Here is an 18,482-nt window from a genome sequence, read left to right as displayed (position 1 = left end):
TAACAAAAAAACTGTTCATTTTAGAAAACTAACTAGCAGAAGCACCCTTGCCCAGCTTCCTAATTATTGCAGGCGAGCCTTTCCTTCAGGTATTTGGCGGTGTAGCCTTTACCGCTCTCGGCTACTTCCTCGGGCGTACCGGAAGCTACGATCTTGCCGCCTTCATCCCCGCCTTCAGGGCCGAGGTCTATGATGTGGTCTGCCATTTTTATTACATCAAGGTTATGCTCTATCACAACCACCGAATTGCCCATATCTGTAAGCGTTTGGAGCACCTTCAGCAGATTGCTAATATCTGCGAAATGCAGGCCTGTTGTGGGCTCATCGAGTATGTAGAGTGTGTGGCCGGTGGTCGGCCTGCCCAGCTCAGAAGCGAGCTTAACACGCTGGGCCTCTCCGCCGGAGAGGGTTGTGGAAGACTGCCCCAGCTTAACGTACCCGAGCCCTACATTGCACAGGCTCTGAAGCAGGCGGGAAATCTTCGGGAAATTCTCAAAAAACTTTCTCGCGTCATCAATCTGCATCTCAAGTACGTCGGCAATATTTTTGCCCTTGTATCTTACCTCGAGCGTTTCAGGGTTGTATCGTTTGCCCTTGCAGTGCTGGCAGGTTACAAACACATCGGGCAGAAAATGCATCTCAATCTTCTTTGTTCCCTGCCCCTGACAATATTCGCACCTGCCGCCTTTAACGTTGAAGCTGAATCTTCCGGGCTTATAACCCCTTATCCTTGCCTCTCTTGTTTGAGCAAAAACCTGCCTTATCAGATCAAACACGCCGGTGTAGGTGGCAGGGTTGCTTCGGGGTGTTCGGCCAATGGGAGATTGGTTAATCTCGATTATCTTGTCTATATTCCCCGTACCCACTACGTTTTTATGCCTGCCAGGGATATCTCTGGAGCGGTAGAGCTTTCTCTTAACCGCCTTGAGCAGCACCTGACTTACAAGCGTGCTTTTGCCCGAGCCGGAAACGCCTGTTACGCAGGTAAAAACGCCAAGCGGAAATTTCACGCTGATGTTTTTGAGATTGTTTTCGCTTGCCCCGCGTACCTCAATCTGCTTGGATTTCTTTTTCTTGCGTCTTTTCTCGGGAAGCTCGATTGAGAGTTTGCCGCTGAGATACTGGCCTGTTATAGATTGCTCGGCATTCTTTATATCTTCAAGAGTTCCCTGAGCGATAAGTTTTCCGCCGTAGGTCCCGGCGGCTGGGCCTATATCGATGATATGGTCTGCGCTGTCTATAACGTCTTCATCATGCTCGACTACGAGCACCGTATTGCCGATATCCGCAAGTTTGCGGAGTATTGCGTTGAGCCGGTCGTTATCTCTTCGGTGCAGGCCGATAGTGGGCTCATCGAGCACATAGCAGCAGCCGACAAGCCCGCTGCCAACCTGTGTGGCAAGCCTGATTCTCTGCGCCTCGCCGCCGGAGAGGGTAGCGCTTGCCCTTCCCAGAGTGAGATATCCGAGCCCCACATCCAGAAGAAACTTCAGCCTCGCCCTGATCTCCTTAAGGGGCTGGGCAGCTATATAGGTTTTTTCGTCATCCAGCTTGAGATTATCAAAGAATTCAAGCGCATCGGTGATGCTCATAGATGTTAGCTCGCTGATGTTTTTACTGCCGATCGTAACCTGAAGGGCCTCCATCCTAAGTCTCGCCCCGCCGCACTTTCTGCAGGGCCTTTCGGAAAGATAGCCGTGGAGACGGGTCTTCACGTACTCGCTCGTAGTGTTTTCCCAGCGTCTTTGAAGATTGGGAATCACGCCCTCAAAGCTCCAGCCGTATTTATCCTGATCTGCCTGTGTGGTGCCTCTCATCAATATGCGTTTCTTATCTTCGCTTAGCTTGGAGAAGGGGCTTGTTGGGCTAACGTCAAAGTGCCTGCAGAACTGCCTTATCATCTTGGCATAATACATATTAAGCTGCCTGCCGCTTTTTCGCCAAGCATCTATCGCCCCGTCCTGAATCGAAACGCTCTTATCAGGTACAACAAGGTCGGGGTCGAATTCGAGCACTATCCCAAGCCCGTCGCACTCACTGCAAGCCCCGTAAGGCGAATTAAAGCTGAAAAGCCTCGGGCTCACTTCATCAAGTGATACCTCAGGATGGTCTGAGCAGGCGAATTTCTCGCTGTAGAGATGGTCTTCCCATTTGCTGTAGCTGCCGTCTTCGTTTTTCTCCTGCACCATCACAATTACAGATCCGTCTCCGAATTTAAGAGCCGTTTCCACAGAGTCTGCCAGCCTTGAGCGGATGCTTTCCTTCATCACGAGCCTGTCAACTACCGCCTCTATACTGTGCTTTTTGTTCTTTTCTATCGCAGGAACCTTCTTCAAATCGTATATGCTTCCGTCCAGCCGAACCCGAACGAAGCCCTCCCTGCGGATTCTGGAAAGGGCATCTTTATGCTCTCCCTTCGCACCCCGAATGAGCGGGGAGCATATTTGAATCCTCGTGCCCTCAGGCAGTTCTAAAACAGAGTCCACGATCTGCGTAGCGCTTTGGCTGGATATTGGCTTGCCGCACTTCCAGCAGTGAGGCGTGCCCGCCCTTGCGAAAAGCACGCGGCAGTAGTCGTAGATCTCAGTAGTGGTGGCCACGGTCGAACGAGGATTGTGCGAGCTTTTCCGCTGCTCGATTGCGATTGTGGGGCTAAGGCCTGATATGCTCTCAACCTTCGGTTTCTGGGCGATATCAAGAAACTGCCTTGCGTAGGTGCTGAGCGATTCTACATACTTCCTCTGCCCCTCAGCGTATATCGTATCAAAGGCCAGAGAGCTTTTCCCGGAACCGCTCAATCCCGTTACGACAACAAAACTCTCACGGGGAATGTCTATATCAACCATTTTAAGGTTGTGTTCATGTGCCCCTCGAATTTGTATATATTTATTGCTCAAATCTATTTCCTTATCTTTATGCTGCTGTGCAGCAGTTATTCAGTTTCAGCGCAATGAACTTGCGATTTTAAAGCTCTTTTTTGTAACTGTCAATCACAAATTCAGCCTTTAAGGGCTTAGATTCTTACACCAATTGCCAAATTTTGTTTGTTATTTTCAGTAAATGCCAATTTTCCGCCTTTTCGTTTGACTAAACGCATATTTAGTGCTTATAATAGTCGCATTGTCATATATAGTATTAAATAAAGGATTGCAATTAAATGCTATGTCCCTTTTGCAAAGTAGATGATGACAGGGTGGTTGACACCCGCATCACGGATGGAGGACGCACAATCCGGCGCCGCCGGCTATGCCACGGCTGCGGCAAGAGATTCACTACGTACGAAAAGATAAGCGAAGATATGGGGCTCAGCGTAATAAAGAAAGACAACACCCGCGTGCCCTACGACCGCGAGAAGATAATTTCCGGGCTCGAGAAAGCCTGCTATAAAAGGCCTATCGCTGCTCCGCAGGTGAGGCTGCTTGCCGACCGCGTGGAGGAAGACATTTTCCAGCATTCGGATAAGGAAGTTTCATCGAAGTTTATCGGGGAATGCATCATGGACCACCTCAAAGATATAGATAAGGTGGCATATATACGCTTTGCAAGCGTTTACAGGCAGTTTAATGATGTGAGCGATTTTATCGACGAAGAAGGCCTTCAGGAAAAAACAAACCAGCAAAACAAGGAGCAGAACGCCAATGGAACTGGCAGTGATTCAGGACAGGACAGTCCCGCTCAATGAATTAGACAGCTCATTCTTAGACCGCGGCCTCTTCTTTGGAGACGGCGTTTACGAAGTGATGCGGACATACAGCGGCAGGCTTTTCGCCCTTGATGAGCATCTCGAGAGGTTGGAGCGAAGCCTTAGAGAGATATGGATTGTCGGGGTAGATATCCCTGCCCTTCGTGCCCGTATAATCGAAGCATACAAAAAAACAGGCATAGATAACTGCTGCATATACCTGCATATAACAAGGGGCTCTGCCCCGAGGTCTCACGCATGGCCTGAGGGCATTAAGCCGAATATATTTATGATGTTCTCACATATAGAGGGATATGAAAGGCTTCACAGAGACGGAGTGAAGGTGCTGGTTGCTGAAGATCTCAGATGGAAGAGATGCGATATCAAATCCCTGAACCTGCTCCCGAATGCAATGGCAAAAAAAATCGCCCATGATAACGATTGCTTTGAGGCAATCCTGACAGACAGAAGAGGCGATATTACAGAAGGAGCGAGTTCGGCTTTTTTCGCTGTTTTCAACAGAATGGTTGTAACAAGGCCGCTTAGCAATAAAATACTCCCGAGCATAAGCAGAATGTTTGTGAGAAGGGCAGTGGAAAACTGTGGACTTGAGTTTGCAGAGAAAACGCTCAACCCACTTCAGGCTGCAAAGGCAGACGAGCTTTTCCTCGCTGTTACCACGAAAGATATTGTGGGAATCACTGATTTTCACGGCAAACAAATCAGCGGCGGGAAAGTTGGCAGGATCACGAAAATGCTGCAGGAAAGCTTCGCAGAAATTGTAAAGAAAAACGCTCTTAAGCCCTGCTGAGAGCATACTCGGGAATAAAAAAGTATGGCCGAAAAAACCGACATAAAAAAAGAAGATGACCAGATGAAATCTATGAGTCTCGGGGACCACCTTGAAGAGCTTCGCACGCGTCTTTTTCTCGCCATTGCAGGGCTTATTGTAGGGTTTATTGTAGCCCTTATATTCGGCAAATTCCTCTTCGGGATTGTTGTTGAGCCTTATGCTGATGCAGTGAAGCTCACTGGAGGGACTCCGCATATGCAGGCCATTAAGCCGGCAGAAAAGTTTCTTATGTATCTGAAAACATCCCTGATCTTCGGCCTCATCTTCACTGCTCCGTGGGTGTTTTACCAGATCTGGAAATTCATTGCCCCCGGGCTTTATAAAAACGAAACAAAATTTGTGTATATCGTAACGCCGGCAAGTGCTGCCCTGTTTGTCGGGGGCGCCACCTTCTTTCTTACAGTAATAGCTCCTCTTGCACTCAAATTCTTTATAGGATTCGATGTTGGGGTGGAATACGTTGAAACAAACTTAACGCTTGACCACTACGTCGATTTTATGCTTGCCCTCACCCTTGCATTCGGGATAGCCTTCCAGCTTCCGATTGTAATATTCTTCGCAGAGAAGCTCGGGCTTGTAACGATTGAGAAGCTGCGAAAGGGCAGAAAATTCGTATTCCTCGGGCTGTTTGTAGCTGCTGCCGGAGCTACCCCGCCAGACCCTGTTTCAATGCTCTCTCTTGCTGCCCCGCTCTACGTACTCTACGAGGGAACGATAATTGTATGTGCTATGCTCAGACGCGATTCAAAGAAAAATGAAGCGGAATCAGCAGAGAAAGATGAATAATCAGGAAACTCTAATACTCGCTATTGAAACAAGCTGCGATGAGACTGCCGCCGCAGTTCTGCGAGGGGAGAAAAACGTGCTCTCGAGCGTGGTTTCCTCGCAGGTTGATCTTCACAAACAATACGGCGGCGTTGTCCCAGAGATTGCATCAAGGGCGCATATTGAGCGCATTTATCCCGTTGTTGAGAAGGCGGTGCAGGATGCGGGCATTGAGCTGACGGATATTGACGCTGTGGCCGTGGCGAACTGCCCGGGGCTGTCGGTAGCCCTGATTGTAGGCGTTACAGCGGCTAAAACACTTGCCTTTATGCTTGGCATACCGCTTATCAGCATTAACCACATACACGCCCATTTGCAGTCTGCAATGATTGAGGCCGAAGATATCAGCCTCCCCGCAACGGCTCTTGTGGTTTCAGGCGGGCATACCAGCATATACAACTGCAAATCCGCCCTTGAGCTTGAGCCTGCCGGATCAACGATTGATGATGCCGCAGGCGAGGCGTTTGATAAGGTTGCCCAGATCCTGAATCTTTCATACCCTGGCGGCCCGAGCATACAGAAGGCAGCGGAAAAAGGAGACCCGAAGGCCATTCAGTTCCCCCGTTCCATGCTGGGCAAAGATTCTCTCGATTTTTCATTCAGCGGGATCAAAACTGCCGTTCTCTACCACTGCAAGGGGCAGAATATGAAAGGCAGCTCACGGGTTGGCCGGATGAGCGAGAAAGAAATCGCAGATATCGCCGCTTCGTTTCAGCAGGCTGTGGTGGATGTGCTCGTAAAGAAAACTATGCTCGCAGCAGAAATGCAGAATTCAGGTGCCGTACTGCTCGGCGGAGGCGTTGCTGCAAACGGGCCTCTTCGCGAGCAAATGAAACAGCAGTGCGATAAACGCAATATCCGCCTGCTCATAGCCCCAATGAAATACTGCACTGATAACGCCGTGATGATCGGCTCCCTTGCATGGCATAAATACAACGCCGGTCTCTTCGCAGATTTAGACCTCGAGGCAAGCTCCTCTGCCTGACTGGCTGGAATTTTATAAATCGCAATTATGCAAACTCTTGCAAACTAACATTAGTATAAACTGTTATTTTGTTACCAAAAGGCAAAGGCGGGATATGAATTATCGAATTATTTTATCAGCGTTATTGCTCGCAGGGATGCAGGTTTCTGCGTATCAGGTGTTTGTGCATGTTGGCCATGCCCACTGCGCAAAAGAGCTTATAAACCCCGAAGGCTGGGAAAAGGCTGCCCAAAAAGCTGACGGAGTATGGGGGTTTGACGCTTGGACACGCACGCTCAGCAAAGACCAGCAGGATAAGGTGCTCTCAAACATCAAAACGCGGGATTTCTATCTCGGCGAGTTCCACTGGGGCAAAAGCAAAAATGATCACGCCAAACACAACAGGAAGGGCGCTGCCCCCGTGATAGAAGCAGGCAAGCGAAACGGTTTCAAAGAGCAATGGTGTATGACCTACGATGAATCCCGATACGGAAGCACTATATCAGCAGAGCAGATTAGAACTTACAGAGAGATTTATCCAGATTATAAGCTTATTACAAATTTCCGCGTGTTTAAGAAAAAGAGATTCGCTGAAGAGCTCAAACTGCTTGACGGGATATGCTATGAGTTTTCTGTGCAGAAATACAAGCAGAAAAGCGGCCATCATCAGGGCCAAACTAAGCTGGAGAATATAGCAGAGGCTATTGTTTGGGCTATTGATCATAGCAAAAAAATCTTCCTTCTCATCCCGCCCGGCAAGGATGTTCCGGCCGCAAAAAACAACAATTATATCAATACGATTATGCAGTTCGAGAAAGACCTCAGAAAATCGCTCCCGAGTGAATATTACAGCAGTGATGAGCTCATTTTAGTTCCCGCAACGTACAACTGCATTCACAACAAACTCCGCAGCGTGCCGGCTGAGAAAAATAACAAATACGCTAATACAGGAATGGGGGCGGCTCTTTATCTTATAGAGGCCAAGGAAGAAAAAAGCCCCGCAAACCCCGCTGACTACTTGAATGATATCAAAGCAGAGCTGAGAAAAAAATGGCCGGACAACCGAACCGTAAACCTCGTTTTCCACGGACACAGCGTACCAAGCGGATACTTTGATACGCCGAACGTAAGACCGCTTAAATCCTACCCGAGGCTGTTCTTCAGAATGCTGAAAGAAAAATACCCCTATGCGGTGGTAAATGTTATCACCACATCAATCGGCGGCGAAAAGGCCGTACAGGGCGTAAAGCGGTTTGAGGATGACGTGCTTTGCCACAGGCCGGATGTCCTTTTCATTGATTACGCCCTGAATGACAGGGCTGCGGGGCTGGAAAAAACCAAAGCCGCTTGGAAAGAGATGATTCGCAAGGCCTTGGCAAAGGATATCAAGGTTATACTGCTTACTCCGACGATAGACATAAACCATACGCCCGGCAAAAGCAGTGAGCCGCTGAATAAGCATGCGCAGCAGATACGAGAGCTTGCGGCAGAATACAATATCGGCCTGGCTGATTCGCTCAAGGCATTCGATAAAGTCCTTGAGGATGGCGTGAAGAACAAAGAGCTCTTGTCGAACGGCTACAATCATCCCAACGAAAAAGGGCATAAAATAGCGGCCGAAGAGATAATGAAGTGGTTTTGAGCCGGCCGCAGTTTATCAGCCTTTAAGCAGGCTCGCCTCTTGGTTTTCGCACTGAGCTGTGCCTCTGCCCTGTCTCTGAACAATCATAATTAGACAGATTCAAAAAGACAGGATGCCGTAAAGAAAACGGCTCTTTAGCTTCCGGCTCCTCACCTCCACCCAGAGAATAACATTAAACACAATTTACAGAAAAGATTTTCCACTACCCTAACAGATGTTGGGGTTGTTTATTCGGGCAAAGGTTGTATATCTGAAAAGTAATACAATAAATACACTATATTCATCTTGCTTATACGTACGGTTTTTGCTTTGAGGTATTTGGCATTAGATTTGAAGCTCTTTTCCTTCCGGCTTCATTACATCCTTCCTAATCAGACAAGCCTTGCGAGAAACTAAACAGCTCAGGTCAAAAGCGAGTTGACTGGCTAAACCGGAAAGTAGAATAGGGCACCCAAAAAAGGAAACGGGACTCCGGCGAAACTGGAAAATTTTTTACCACACCCCCACCCTTTCGAGCCTCCTAAAGGTATATGCTATCTCGCTTCTCTTTCATAAACAGTTTATGCATTCCTCAACTACCCCTTTGAGCTGCCGGTTGTCCTGCTCATCCAGCTTTCGGTATATAGGTTCAACGGATTTCGTTGGCACCTTCTATCATAGCCAAATATCCTTCAAGAGGAACATAACTTGGTATAGAATTTCCACTGCCGAGGGCATAACCATTCGCCTTTGATCGAAATTCTTTGCCCTTTTCCTTCACGGTCTGCTTTATTGCAGCAGCGGATTTCGTGCATAGCAGGTCGATATCTATCCCGCCAAAAAGCCCAATTTTATCTCCGTACAAATCAATCCATTTTTCAAAAGGTGCGATAGAATCTTCGTTAGAATGCTTTGCATTTATTTTCAGAGATATCAAATCATCCATTACTTCAAAAATATTTCCGCAGGAGTGTAATAGAAACGGTTTTTCGTACGATTTTATCAAATCTATAATCATTTCGTATTGAGGTATTATATTATTATTAATCACCTGCGGAGAAACTAAAGTTCCGCTTCTAAATCCCAAGTCATCACCAAACCGGCATACAGCATAAGAATCAGAGTGTCTTTCAAGAAATCTTATCCAGATTTTATGCATCATATCCCCGATTTTAACAAATAAATCGTTGAATAGCTGCGGATTATCTACCTGCATATAAGCAAGATATTCCATCCCAACCAAATCCTGACTAATCTCAAAAACACCATTGCCAATTCCACCAACGGCTTTCATTCCTTCAGGGATGTTTCTGGATAGAGAGCAGAACTTTTTGTCAGCAAAATCCCAGTACAAATCAAAAAGGCTTTCCCAAGGGTACTGCTCGAAATCTTCTCTTGTCTGAATAGGGCCTTTACCGCCCATCAAAGCTCCTCCATTTGGCAGGATTTCTGTTATACATATTTCAAAGGATACTGTGTCGTAAGTCATCTTCTTGAAGAAGCTGCAGTAATTCTTGAAGAATTCATCAATATCTGCTGAATCACCATTTATCATTTCTGCGAAGTCAGCATCTAAAACCTTTTCCATAATCAAAGGGCTCACAGCATGTTCGTAAATAGGCATCCTCTTTGGCTTGATATTACAGCAAGCATCTAATATATTTTTATAATCTGGTTTGAAAGGCATAATCTATTCTCTAAACGCCCAAATTTTTTTGGTTTTAATCAATCCTTTTAAGCAAAAGCGCTTTTAGCTCAATGAACTCCCTGCCTTTTATTGCTAAAGGCAAAACTTTTAATTTCTGCCTTCCTTTGCTGAGATTGAGCGTTCCCACTGTAACTTGTTTCCATGGCATATCGTACACTTCTTTCCGGGGCAACAGATCCCGATGAGGGAAAGGCTCTGGGTCAAACGCTTCATTAATCTCAGTTTGCACTGCACAGTTACCGGCTGATATTTTTATTTTGCAGCCTGTATTATCTCTGGAGCATATATATTTAACTTCTGCCTTGAAAGAGCCGGACTCAACTACATCAATATCCCAGACAGCGAAGGAATTTACGCTCGTCCAGTCTGCAATCCAGTCGTGTGCCCATCCATTTTTGCCTTTATAAGCAATGCCTTCACCTTCAAGTGTTGCTTCATGTGCTGGTAGTTCTACCTCATCCCACGACGGATATCCAACACTTATCGGAAGCGGCTTGAAGCCTTCTTCTGCCATTTCCTTATAAAGTTTGGTGTATTCCGAGCTTAATTTTTTCAAAACTTCGGGATAATGCTTTGAAACATCTATATCCTCATGCGGGTCTGAATGAATATCAAAAAGCAGCCATTTATCTTTTTTCTTCACTGCCCGCCATCGCCTTGTTCGGGCAGCTCCCTGAAAGCTCCATTCCGGTCCTCTTGGAAAAGTGAAAATTATTCTGTCCTGCCATGAGCAGTTTCTGCTCCGAAGAAGAGGCACAAGGCTTCTGCCGTCGAGCTTGAAGCACTTTTCAGTGCTTAGCCCGCACATTTCTGAAAGAGTAGGTAGCAGGTCTATGTGAGAAGCATTTTCATAAACAATTGTGCCGCTTTGTATTTTCTTCGGCCAGCGAATAAACAGAGGTACTCTTACCCCGCCTTCATGAACGCTTCCTTTTTTGCCTTTCATATTACCGTTGTAGCGATAACTGTTAGGACCGTTGTCGCTTAAAAACAGTACGATTGTATTTTCAGAAAGACCGTTTTTACTGAGAGCGTTGAGAATTCTTCCGAGATTATCATCGAAATTTTCGCACATTCCGTAAGCGCATGCGGTTTTATCATCAAGGTCTCGTCTTTTGTATTTAGTGAAATACTTTTTTGGTACCTGCCAAGGGGCGTGCGGAATGTTGTAGGGTATGTAACAAAAGAAGGGACTTTGTTTATTTTTATTTATAAAACTCAAAGAAAAATCAGTGAGCACATCCGTAATGTAGCCTTCTGTTTTGAAAAAAATGCCATTATGTTCCAGCTTTGTATTAAAATAGCGGTTCCAGTGTCCTGCGCAGAAACCCACAAACTCATCAAAACCCTGCCCATTTGGATGGTTAGGGAAATGCGCGCCGTTGTGCCATTTGCCGAAACATCCTGTCTTGTAGCCATTGGATTTAAATAGTTCTGCAAGAGTTACTTCTTCGCTTCTGACGTTTTCCCGCCCGCCAGTAACGCCGTGGGCTCCTGTACGCAGATGGTATCTGCCAGTAAGGAGGCTTGCCCTCGTTGGTGCGGATACAGGGCTTACGAAGAATCTGTCAAACCTTGCTCCCTCTTCAGCCAGACCGTCCATTTGAGGCGTATCGATCTTATTGTTGCCATGAGAATGCACATCGCCCCACCCCTGATCGTCTGTCATTATTAAAACCACATTAGGCTGGTCTGTATTCTCATTTGAACGAAAGCTTTCGCCCTGAACAGAACATCCCCCCAAAAACCAGGAAGTTAGTATTAGGCCTGCATTTTTCAAAAAACAGCGTCTTGTATTTGTGTTCATTTTTAGACTGCTCAACTGTTAAACTCACCAAATTTTTGAGGGATCTTTTCCATGTATTTTTTTAGTATATCTTTCATTTCATCCAGCTGGTCTTTATATTCAGCTTTGGCAGCCAAATTGACCCTTTCTTCCGGGTCATTTTTAAGGTCGTAAAGCTGGTCGAAATCGTAGTAATTCGGGAATTTAACATAGACTGCCCGATGCCCCTTCCATTGCTCTGAGTATTTGAGTTTTGGATTGTATTTGATTTTGTTTCTGCCCGTAAGGTCGAAAGACTTTCGCCCCTTCATTTCAATCTGCTTTTTGACATCCTGAGGGTATCTGATCGCTATATATTTCCACCTCTCTGTTACTATCGCTTTAGAATAGCCCATCTCAACCAGTAGAGAGTTCCTTACAGTCTTACTATTGCCCAAAAGGCAGGGTAAAAAGCTTTTGCCGTCGTTTGCTGCTTCTAGAGATTTATCAATCCCGCAAGCCTCTAGGACAGTTGCTGAAATGTCAATATTGCCCACCAGCCTGCCGTATTTTGAACTCGGCCTAACCACTTTAGGCCATTTAACCATAAAAGGAACTCGGATGCCTTTCTCGTATGGGGTAAATTTACCACGGGTTTGATGATCGCTCATGAGCATTACTAAAGTGTTTTCTGATATGCCCGCATCATCCAGTTTTTTTAGCACGGCTCCTATGCTGTCGTCGATCCAGGTCATAATTGAGGTTGAACTATGAAGACCGGCTTTCTCAACACGCTTTATCACATCTTCTCCGGAAGGCTGAACATCAGGGGCGTTTTCAAGCATACCTTTAGGCGTTTTCCGTCTGTCTTCAAGAAGCCATTCTTTCCAGCTTTCATCCTTCGGGTCATGCCATTTTTGGAAAATTCCCTGATGGGGCAGGGTGGTGTTTATGTTCAAAAAGAAGGGTCTGTGTTTATTTTCATTTATAAAGTCTAAAGAGCCTTTTGTTATCCAGTCCATATTATGAACCTGAAGCGGTTTTGGAACTCCGAGATGGAATTTATTGTGCCAATACAAGCTTTCTACATAATCAAAACCGCCCAGCTTGGCCACTGTCTTCTGCATTATTTTGTAGTTGTAATCAACCTTTTCTCTTACATCGGGCTCGTTGAGATCTGCATCGCTGTCTAAAGCTTCAATGAAATCATTAGGATTGGAAAGATGCCATTTGCCGACAAAGCCTGTGGTATAGCCGGCATTTTTCATAACATGAGCGAAAGTTTTTTCAGAGCTTTGCAGAAGAGGTCCAGGCCAGTTTCCAATACATTGAGGCTCGCCTTTGGAGCTATATCTTTGTTTATAAAAATTGCTTCTGCTTGAATAATTGCCCGTTAAAAGACCGTATCTGCTGGGCGAACATACTGCAGATACCACATAAGCCCTTTCAAAAAGACATCCGTCAGAGGCGAGGCTGTCCATGTTAGGGGTAAGAACTTTGCCCCCGTAGGCACCTATTTCTGTAAAATCCATGTCATCTATGTAAATTAGAACAACATTTGGGCGTTCGGTTTTCTGCAAAGTTTCATCAGGCCAGAGAGAGCCGCCGCCTGCCCCTGCAGCTAAGCCGGCAGATAAAGACTTAAGAAAAGTGCGTCGATCAATTGACTGAACCATAGCTTATTCCTTCTCAATCAGCTCTTTAACAGTTGGTATTTGAGAGTCAAAATATTCAGATTCTTTTTCCAAATGGTCGTACCAGTTAAATTTCAAGAATACAGAAGTACCTGCGAGTATAATGCATGAAATCAGAGCTCCTGTCCAATTTTGGATAACCATATAAAGCGGTAGTGTGATAAGCATCAGCTGCCATACAGTTCCGATAAAAACATTAACCATATCCCTGAAAAAATCCCTGTTTGCCTCAACAGCAGGGTCTTCTTGTCTTACCTTCTCGTAAACAGGTTTCCAGAAACCCCAAGGCCTTACGCTTTTGTAAAACCTTTTCAGTACCTCTTCATCTTCGGGTTTTGTTAGCAAACTCGCAGCAATGCTCACTGTTATTGAAATCAGAACTATAAACGGAAAACCATAAAGCGGCGAGAACTCACCAGAGAGAACTTCCGGCATAATCCAAGCTGCAATCTGATATAATTTTGGCATAAATAATGCAGCGGCTATCCCTGAAATCATCCCCCAGAAATAACCAATGCCATTAAATCTCCACCAGTACCATTTCAGAATATTCGGCCCTGCATATCCGGCATAAAGTCCGGAAACAATCCACTGCATCGCCTGATTTATGTCTTTGGCCATAAGCCCAAAGAAAATACCTGCCGCCACCAGAAGAAAAGAGGCTGCATAGCTCGCTAAGACGTATTCTTTATCCGAAGCCTTAGGTTTGAAATACTTCTTGTAAAGGTCGTTCACTATATAAGCAGCTCCAGCGTTTACTGTTGAGTCAAAAGTTGACATAAAGGCAGAAATCAAGCCGGCAAGCAGAATCCCAAGCAAGCCTGCGGGAAGGAAATTGTTCATTACATATGGCAGTATGTTTTCAAAGTCCATCTCAGCTCCGCCCGAATTCATATCGGGGCTGTAGTAAACTATTCCAAGCACAGCTATTCCGCCAATCATCAGCCATCTGGGGGCTAATGCGATAGATATCAAAAAATTCATAAGCGATGATTCACGCGGGCTTTTACACGCCAAAATCCTCTGCATATCAAAATTCGGAGCTACTCCGGCAAGGCTTATAAGTATCCCTTTGAAAACCATCATCATAATAACCACTGAAAATAGAGACCAGCCGTCGGAGGCTATTGATTCATTCACAGAAGCTATATGTTCAGACCAGTCCAGATTAAGATGCAAGCCGAAGAATAAATCTCCCCAACCCTCGGGCACCATAGATTTCAGCTTCTCAGGCGAGACCTTTATCCATGCAATTACAGCAATAACAACAGAAGAGATTGTCAAAAAGAACCATTGCAGAATATCAGTGAGAACTACGCTGAACATTCCACCTGCTACAACATAAGTTGCCGTAATCAGCATAAGAATAACTGCATATGCGTTTGGAGAAAGCTCCCAAGGGAGGAATGTTGCTGCGAATTTACCAATACCGACAAAAGCATAGCTCAAAAATCCAATCGATGCTATTATAGCAAATATCACAATACTCAGCTGGGAAAGCTGAGAACCACGGTCATCTCCGAATCTGGTTTTGAGCCATTCCGCACCTGTCATTACACCTGAACGGCGCATCCATTTGGCTAAAAAGACCATATGGAAAATGGTTATAAACGTGGGCCACATCCATGGAAGCCAAGCTCCCTTCATCCCGTAAACAAATATTATATAAACAAACCACATCGTACCAGCTATATCAAAACTGGAAGATGCGCAGGATAAACCGAGAAGATACCAAGGCACGGTTTTCCCGCTTAGAAAGTAGCCCTGAATGTTTTTTGAGGCTTTTCGGCTAAGAAGGAAACCGCCTACAATAATAATAACTAAATATAATGCTATAATCAGGATATCAATTAATGAAAGATTCATATTTCTCCCTTAAAAAATTAGTAATCCAGCGGCTGAAGTTTGCCTTTGTCCAAACGGATATGATTTTTCATTAACGTAAAATCTATCATCTGCACAGCAGTGAATAAGCTTGGTACAACACCTGCAGGTTCAGTATTACCTTTTTCCAGCACTTCTGTGAACTCTCCTGTAATAACGGTATCTCTTATTATGGCGTTTATGAATTCTTGAGCCTTTTCATGCAGGCCTTGTTCTATAAGGCCTAGAGCAATATACTGAGCTTCAGGGTATTTGATAAAATCAAAGCCGACAAGCCTTTCATTGTGATTATGCACGTCTTCGTAATACCTGATCAAATCCTGATTCATTTTTTCTGGCAGATCGCTTATATAAAGCCCTTTTAATACATAAGACTGTTCAGAGTTAGGTCTTGAAGGGTGCGAATGTTTGCCTCTATCAGTAAAGTAGAAATTCTCAGGATAACTGCCGTCTGTATGAAACAGCCATTTCCTGTATTTGGGGATCATTGCCTTATACCGCCGCTGCCACATCTGAACATCTTCATCTTTGCCGAGAGTTTCAGCAATTTTAATAGCGTGTTTTACGTCAGCCAGCCAGGCAGTAATAAAACTGCTGTCTTTTTCTGAAGGGATGTTATGGCTTTCATAAATCCAGCGAGGATTTTTTTCTCGCCAGAGCAGATATCTTTTTACTGCCGGATAGACGTTTTCAAGACGGTTTATGTTTTGGGTGATATCGTAAAGCACCCATGCTGTCTGAGCTTTTCTGGAAGGTAGGCATTCTCCCTCAAGCCAGCCGGTCTGATCGACCTGCGTCATAATTCCTTCGAAAGCGTCCCATGCTGTTTGGGGACAAATATGCCCCAGAAGCTGCTGGGCAACAAAACTGTCCCATGCAGCTGTTGCTTTTGCTTTCGATGCCCCTGCATTCCAGCCGGAAGGTTTGCCTGTGGCAATCTGAGGATAACCGTATTTGTTTTCCGGCATAACAGGGAGTATGTCTGAGAGCAGAAAACACCAAGCACCATAATAGAAGAGTTTATGGTCATCTCCGGATATCCCTCTTGGGTGCACTTTTTCGATGCCGAAATTTTCGGGAACAGGAATCTTATTCAAAAGCTCCTGCCACCTGCTTGTGGTGCTGGCGAGTATGTCCTCTTTTGCCGATATGCCTTCAGCTCTCTCTAAAGCAGTTTCAACGCCTTCTGAAACAGTTGAAAACCCAATCGAGACAACCATTGTTTCGTTTTTTGCCGGTTTATACTTAAACAGCCAGAAATCCTGATAAAAATTTGGTTTAGCTTTGATCCTTCTCAGTCGGCCATTTGCAGATTGTTTGAAAAATGAAATTGCGTAGTTAAATTCTTCTCTTCCGAAAACTAAAACGCCTGCTTCCCCGGAAAGCAAATTGCAGTTATTGAAAAAACCTGAAAGGTAAACATATCTTTGCCAGGGATTTGAAAATTCAATTTGTCTTACAACTGTATTATCCCCCGCTAGAGAATCGAAGCCCTGCATCATAATATTATAGCCTTCATATTTTGATTTGAAGGTTAGTTTATGGGGCTGCCATGCAGTGTGAATCTCTTCTGCCTCTTTGCCAGCTTCAAGGACTGTTGTGAGCTTCAATGATCTAATCCAGACACTTTTATCCTTGCCTACAGCAAATATCTTAACCAAAGGTTTTTTGCCCTTATTTTTCATTTCAGAAAGGTCAACATTGTAAGTATGCAACCCGGTATGGTGTGTTTGAGCCACCACAACAGGCCTGTCCGGGCCTTTGCCTGAATTGAATTTCAGTCCCCATTTTCCGTCTGTTTCTGCAATATCTATTGAAACCTTAAGTTTCTTTAAGCTGAAACTTGAAGGCAGCTCGAAGGCTGCGTAACCGTAGTCCTTTTCTGAGGTAAGTTTTAGCCCATATTCAGTAGCTTTTGAATTGAGGTTGGAAGTTTGCCAAGTTTCTATCTCAGTGAATTCTTCAGCGCTGGCTAGGCTTAAAGTATTGTTTTCCTTGATCTTGGAATTCTCCGAGGCCGTGATCGCGACAGCATCTCTTAGTTTCCAGCATTTCCCCCCAAACCAATAGCCGATATCAAGGGCAAGATCCTTTCGCATTGCCCCTATAGGCTCTTTGACTTCCCAAGAAGGATTAAGAACTAAACGGCTGCCGGGAAGACTCAGCCATCTCCAGTGTTCGCTGCTGTTATTTATTATCTGCTGCAAATCAATATCGGTGTTTGAATTTAGCTTCCTGCTGTACGATTTTTCGGCATACAGCGGCAATGAAACCCAAACACTTGCAAGAAATAAAAAGAAAACACATTGGGGCCTAAACTGCATATTGTCTCCTTTGATAATCGCTATCACTTTGTTAAATGTTGCTGATTTTACTTGTTTTTGAGCTCAATCTGTCTGAAAAATTGCGATCAGGGTTTTTGTAACCCCCATCAGTTTTAGATAAAAGCTGCGAAAAGCTGAATTCAGCACCGCAAACGCACAAATCAGCGGCCCCGTAATACAAAAAGATTCTGTCTTGCTCAGGAAAATACGCTAATCCATCTGTGAATACAACGTGATTAAAAAAACCATTTTGTTCGTATTCTTCTTCGGCACTCATCAACGGTTCACTGCTTCTGAAGATAATTTTTGAAGGATCATTCTTAGCTTGCAGAAGCAGGCCTAAGCGGTATTCGCTGAACTCGTTACATCCGTGATAGATGCTCAGCCAGCCTTTTTCAGTTTCCACAGGAACTGACCCTGCACCAATCCTGTGGCTGTCCCACATATTATCACGTGTTTTCATAAGAAGGCTGCTTTCGCCCCAATGACTCAGGTCAGGAGAGCTCGCAAGCCACATTGATGGCCTTGCAAACTCACCGGCATCAGGTCTGTGAACAGCAATATATTTGCCGTTAATCTTTCGAGGGAAAATTACTACATCTTTGTTCATAGGCGCGAATATAATCCCAAGGTACTCATAGCTTTTCCAATCGCTGGTTTTAGCCAAAGCAGTAGAAACGCCTTCAGAAGAGATGGATGCAAAAGTTATATAGTAATCATTGTCGATTTGTGTTATTCGCGCATCTTCCACTCCATAGCGGTCGTGGACCCCTGATGCGCTAATGAAAGGCTTATCTTCAATCTTGAAATTAACCCCGTCTTTGCTTCTTGCAATTCGCAGGTGAGAGATTGTGGTGGTGTAGCTTTGGCCTTTATAATTGATCACACGACAGTCCTTGTCATTTAAAGACTCGGCTTCACGCGATATGTGAATGTTTTCGTAGTCGCCTCTGCTGGAATTAACATCCAAAACACCCACAGAGATATAACCATTAGTTTGTATAGGTCTTTCAGCTACTCTAAGCAAAAGTATAATTTCATCCCTGTATATTGTTACTGCCGGGTTGAAAACACAAACCACTTCATAATCAGGACGGCTGGCTTTTACATCCGAGGGCGTTATAAGCGGATTTTGTTTGAATCTCATTTACTATATATCTCC

The 18,482-nt window shown here is 45.0% G+C and carries 12 protein-coding genes; 5 read left to right on the top strand and 7 right to left on the bottom strand.

Going from position 1 to position 18,482, the window contains the following annotated elements:
• Window positions 1–59 precede the first annotated feature (59 nt).
• The gene (uvrA, locus tag STSP1_RS04100) at window positions 60–2,897 is read right to left on the bottom strand and encodes an excinuclease ABC subunit UvrA (protein WP_085755131.1); all 2,838 of its coding nucleotides are present in this window, start codon (window positions 2,895–2,897) and stop codon (window positions 60–62) included.
• Between the two features lie 260 nt (window positions 2,898–3,157).
• Between uvrA and nrdR the strand changes: the two genes are divergently transcribed.
• The 5 genes from nrdR to STSP1_RS12660 all read left to right on the top strand — a co-directional run bounded on the left by nrdR (window position 3,158) and on the right by STSP1_RS12660 (window position 7,966).
• Window positions 3,158–3,682, top strand: coding sequence for a transcriptional regulator NrdR (gene nrdR / locus STSP1_RS04095; protein WP_085755130.1), 525 nt, complete (start codon window positions 3,158–3,160; stop codon window positions 3,680–3,682).
• A complete protein-coding gene (locus tag STSP1_RS04090) occupies window positions 3,639–4,493 on the top strand; it encodes an aminotransferase class IV (protein ID WP_085755129.1) in 855 nt (284 codons plus the stop codon). The genes nrdR and STSP1_RS04090 overlap by 44 nt, the downstream gene beginning before the upstream one ends.
• A gap of 24 nt (window positions 4,494–4,517) precedes the next feature.
• Window positions 4,518–5,321, top strand: a complete 804-nt coding sequence (tatC, locus tag STSP1_RS04085) for a twin-arginine translocase subunit TatC (RefSeq protein WP_085755128.1) — start codon at window positions 4,518–4,520, stop codon at window positions 5,319–5,321.
• Window positions 5,314–6,345, top strand: a complete 1,032-nt coding sequence (gene tsaD / locus STSP1_RS04080) for a tRNA (adenosine(37)-N6)-threonylcarbamoyltransferase complex transferase subunit TsaD (RefSeq protein WP_085755127.1) — start codon at window positions 5,314–5,316, stop codon at window positions 6,343–6,345. Before tatC ends, tsaD begins: the two co-directional genes overlap by 8 nt.
• Before the next feature lie 94 nt (window positions 6,346–6,439).
• A complete protein-coding gene (locus tag STSP1_RS12660; RefSeq protein WP_226997510.1) occupies window positions 6,440–7,966 on the top strand; it encodes an SGNH/GDSL hydrolase family protein in 1,527 nt (508 codons plus the stop codon).
• A 628-nt stretch (window positions 7,967–8,594) separates the two neighbouring features.
• On the opposite strand, the gene STSP1_RS04070 is transcribed toward STSP1_RS12660, so the two are convergent.
• The 6 genes from STSP1_RS04070 to STSP1_RS04045 form a co-directional block, all read right to left on the bottom strand.
• Window positions 8,595–9,569, bottom strand: coding sequence for a uroporphyrinogen decarboxylase family protein (locus STSP1_RS04070; RefSeq protein WP_161491599.1), 975 nt, complete (start codon window positions 9,567–9,569; stop codon window positions 8,595–8,597).
• 97 nt (window positions 9,570–9,666) lie between these two features.
• Window positions 9,667–11,460: an arylsulfatase gene (locus STSP1_RS04065; protein ID WP_085755125.1), complete on the bottom strand. Its 1,794-nt coding sequence runs from the start codon at window positions 11,458–11,460 to the stop codon at window positions 9,667–9,669.
• Between the two features lie 11 nt (window positions 11,461–11,471).
• Window positions 11,472–13,094 (bottom strand): sulfatase family protein, encoded by a 1,623-nt coding sequence (locus STSP1_RS04060; RefSeq protein WP_085755124.1) that lies wholly within the window; start codon window positions 13,092–13,094, stop codon window positions 11,472–11,474.
• 3 nt (window positions 13,095–13,097) lie between these two features.
• Window positions 13,098–14,978, bottom strand: a complete 1,881-nt coding sequence (locus STSP1_RS04055; protein WP_085755123.1) for a sodium:solute symporter family protein — start codon at window positions 14,976–14,978, stop codon at window positions 13,098–13,100.
• Between the two features lie 17 nt (window positions 14,979–14,995).
• Window positions 14,996–17,320, bottom strand: a complete 2,325-nt coding sequence (locus tag STSP1_RS04050; RefSeq protein WP_085755122.1) for a hypothetical protein — start codon at window positions 17,318–17,320, stop codon at window positions 14,996–14,998.
• A 31-nt stretch (window positions 17,321–17,351) separates the two neighbouring features.
• Entirely contained in the window at window positions 17,352–18,467 is a 1,116-nt protein-coding gene (locus STSP1_RS04045) for a glycoside hydrolase family 130 protein (protein WP_085755121.1), read from the bottom strand.
• Between the last annotated feature and the right edge of the window lie 15 nt (window positions 18,468–18,482).

The organism is Sedimentisphaera salicampi, assembly GCF_002117005.1.
Classification (GTDB): domain Bacteria; phylum Planctomycetota; class Phycisphaerae; order Sedimentisphaerales; family Sedimentisphaeraceae; genus Sedimentisphaera; species Sedimentisphaera salicampi.
The sequence above is the reverse complement of the archived record's forward strand: the minus strand, read 5'-3'. Positions and strand labels throughout refer to the sequence as shown.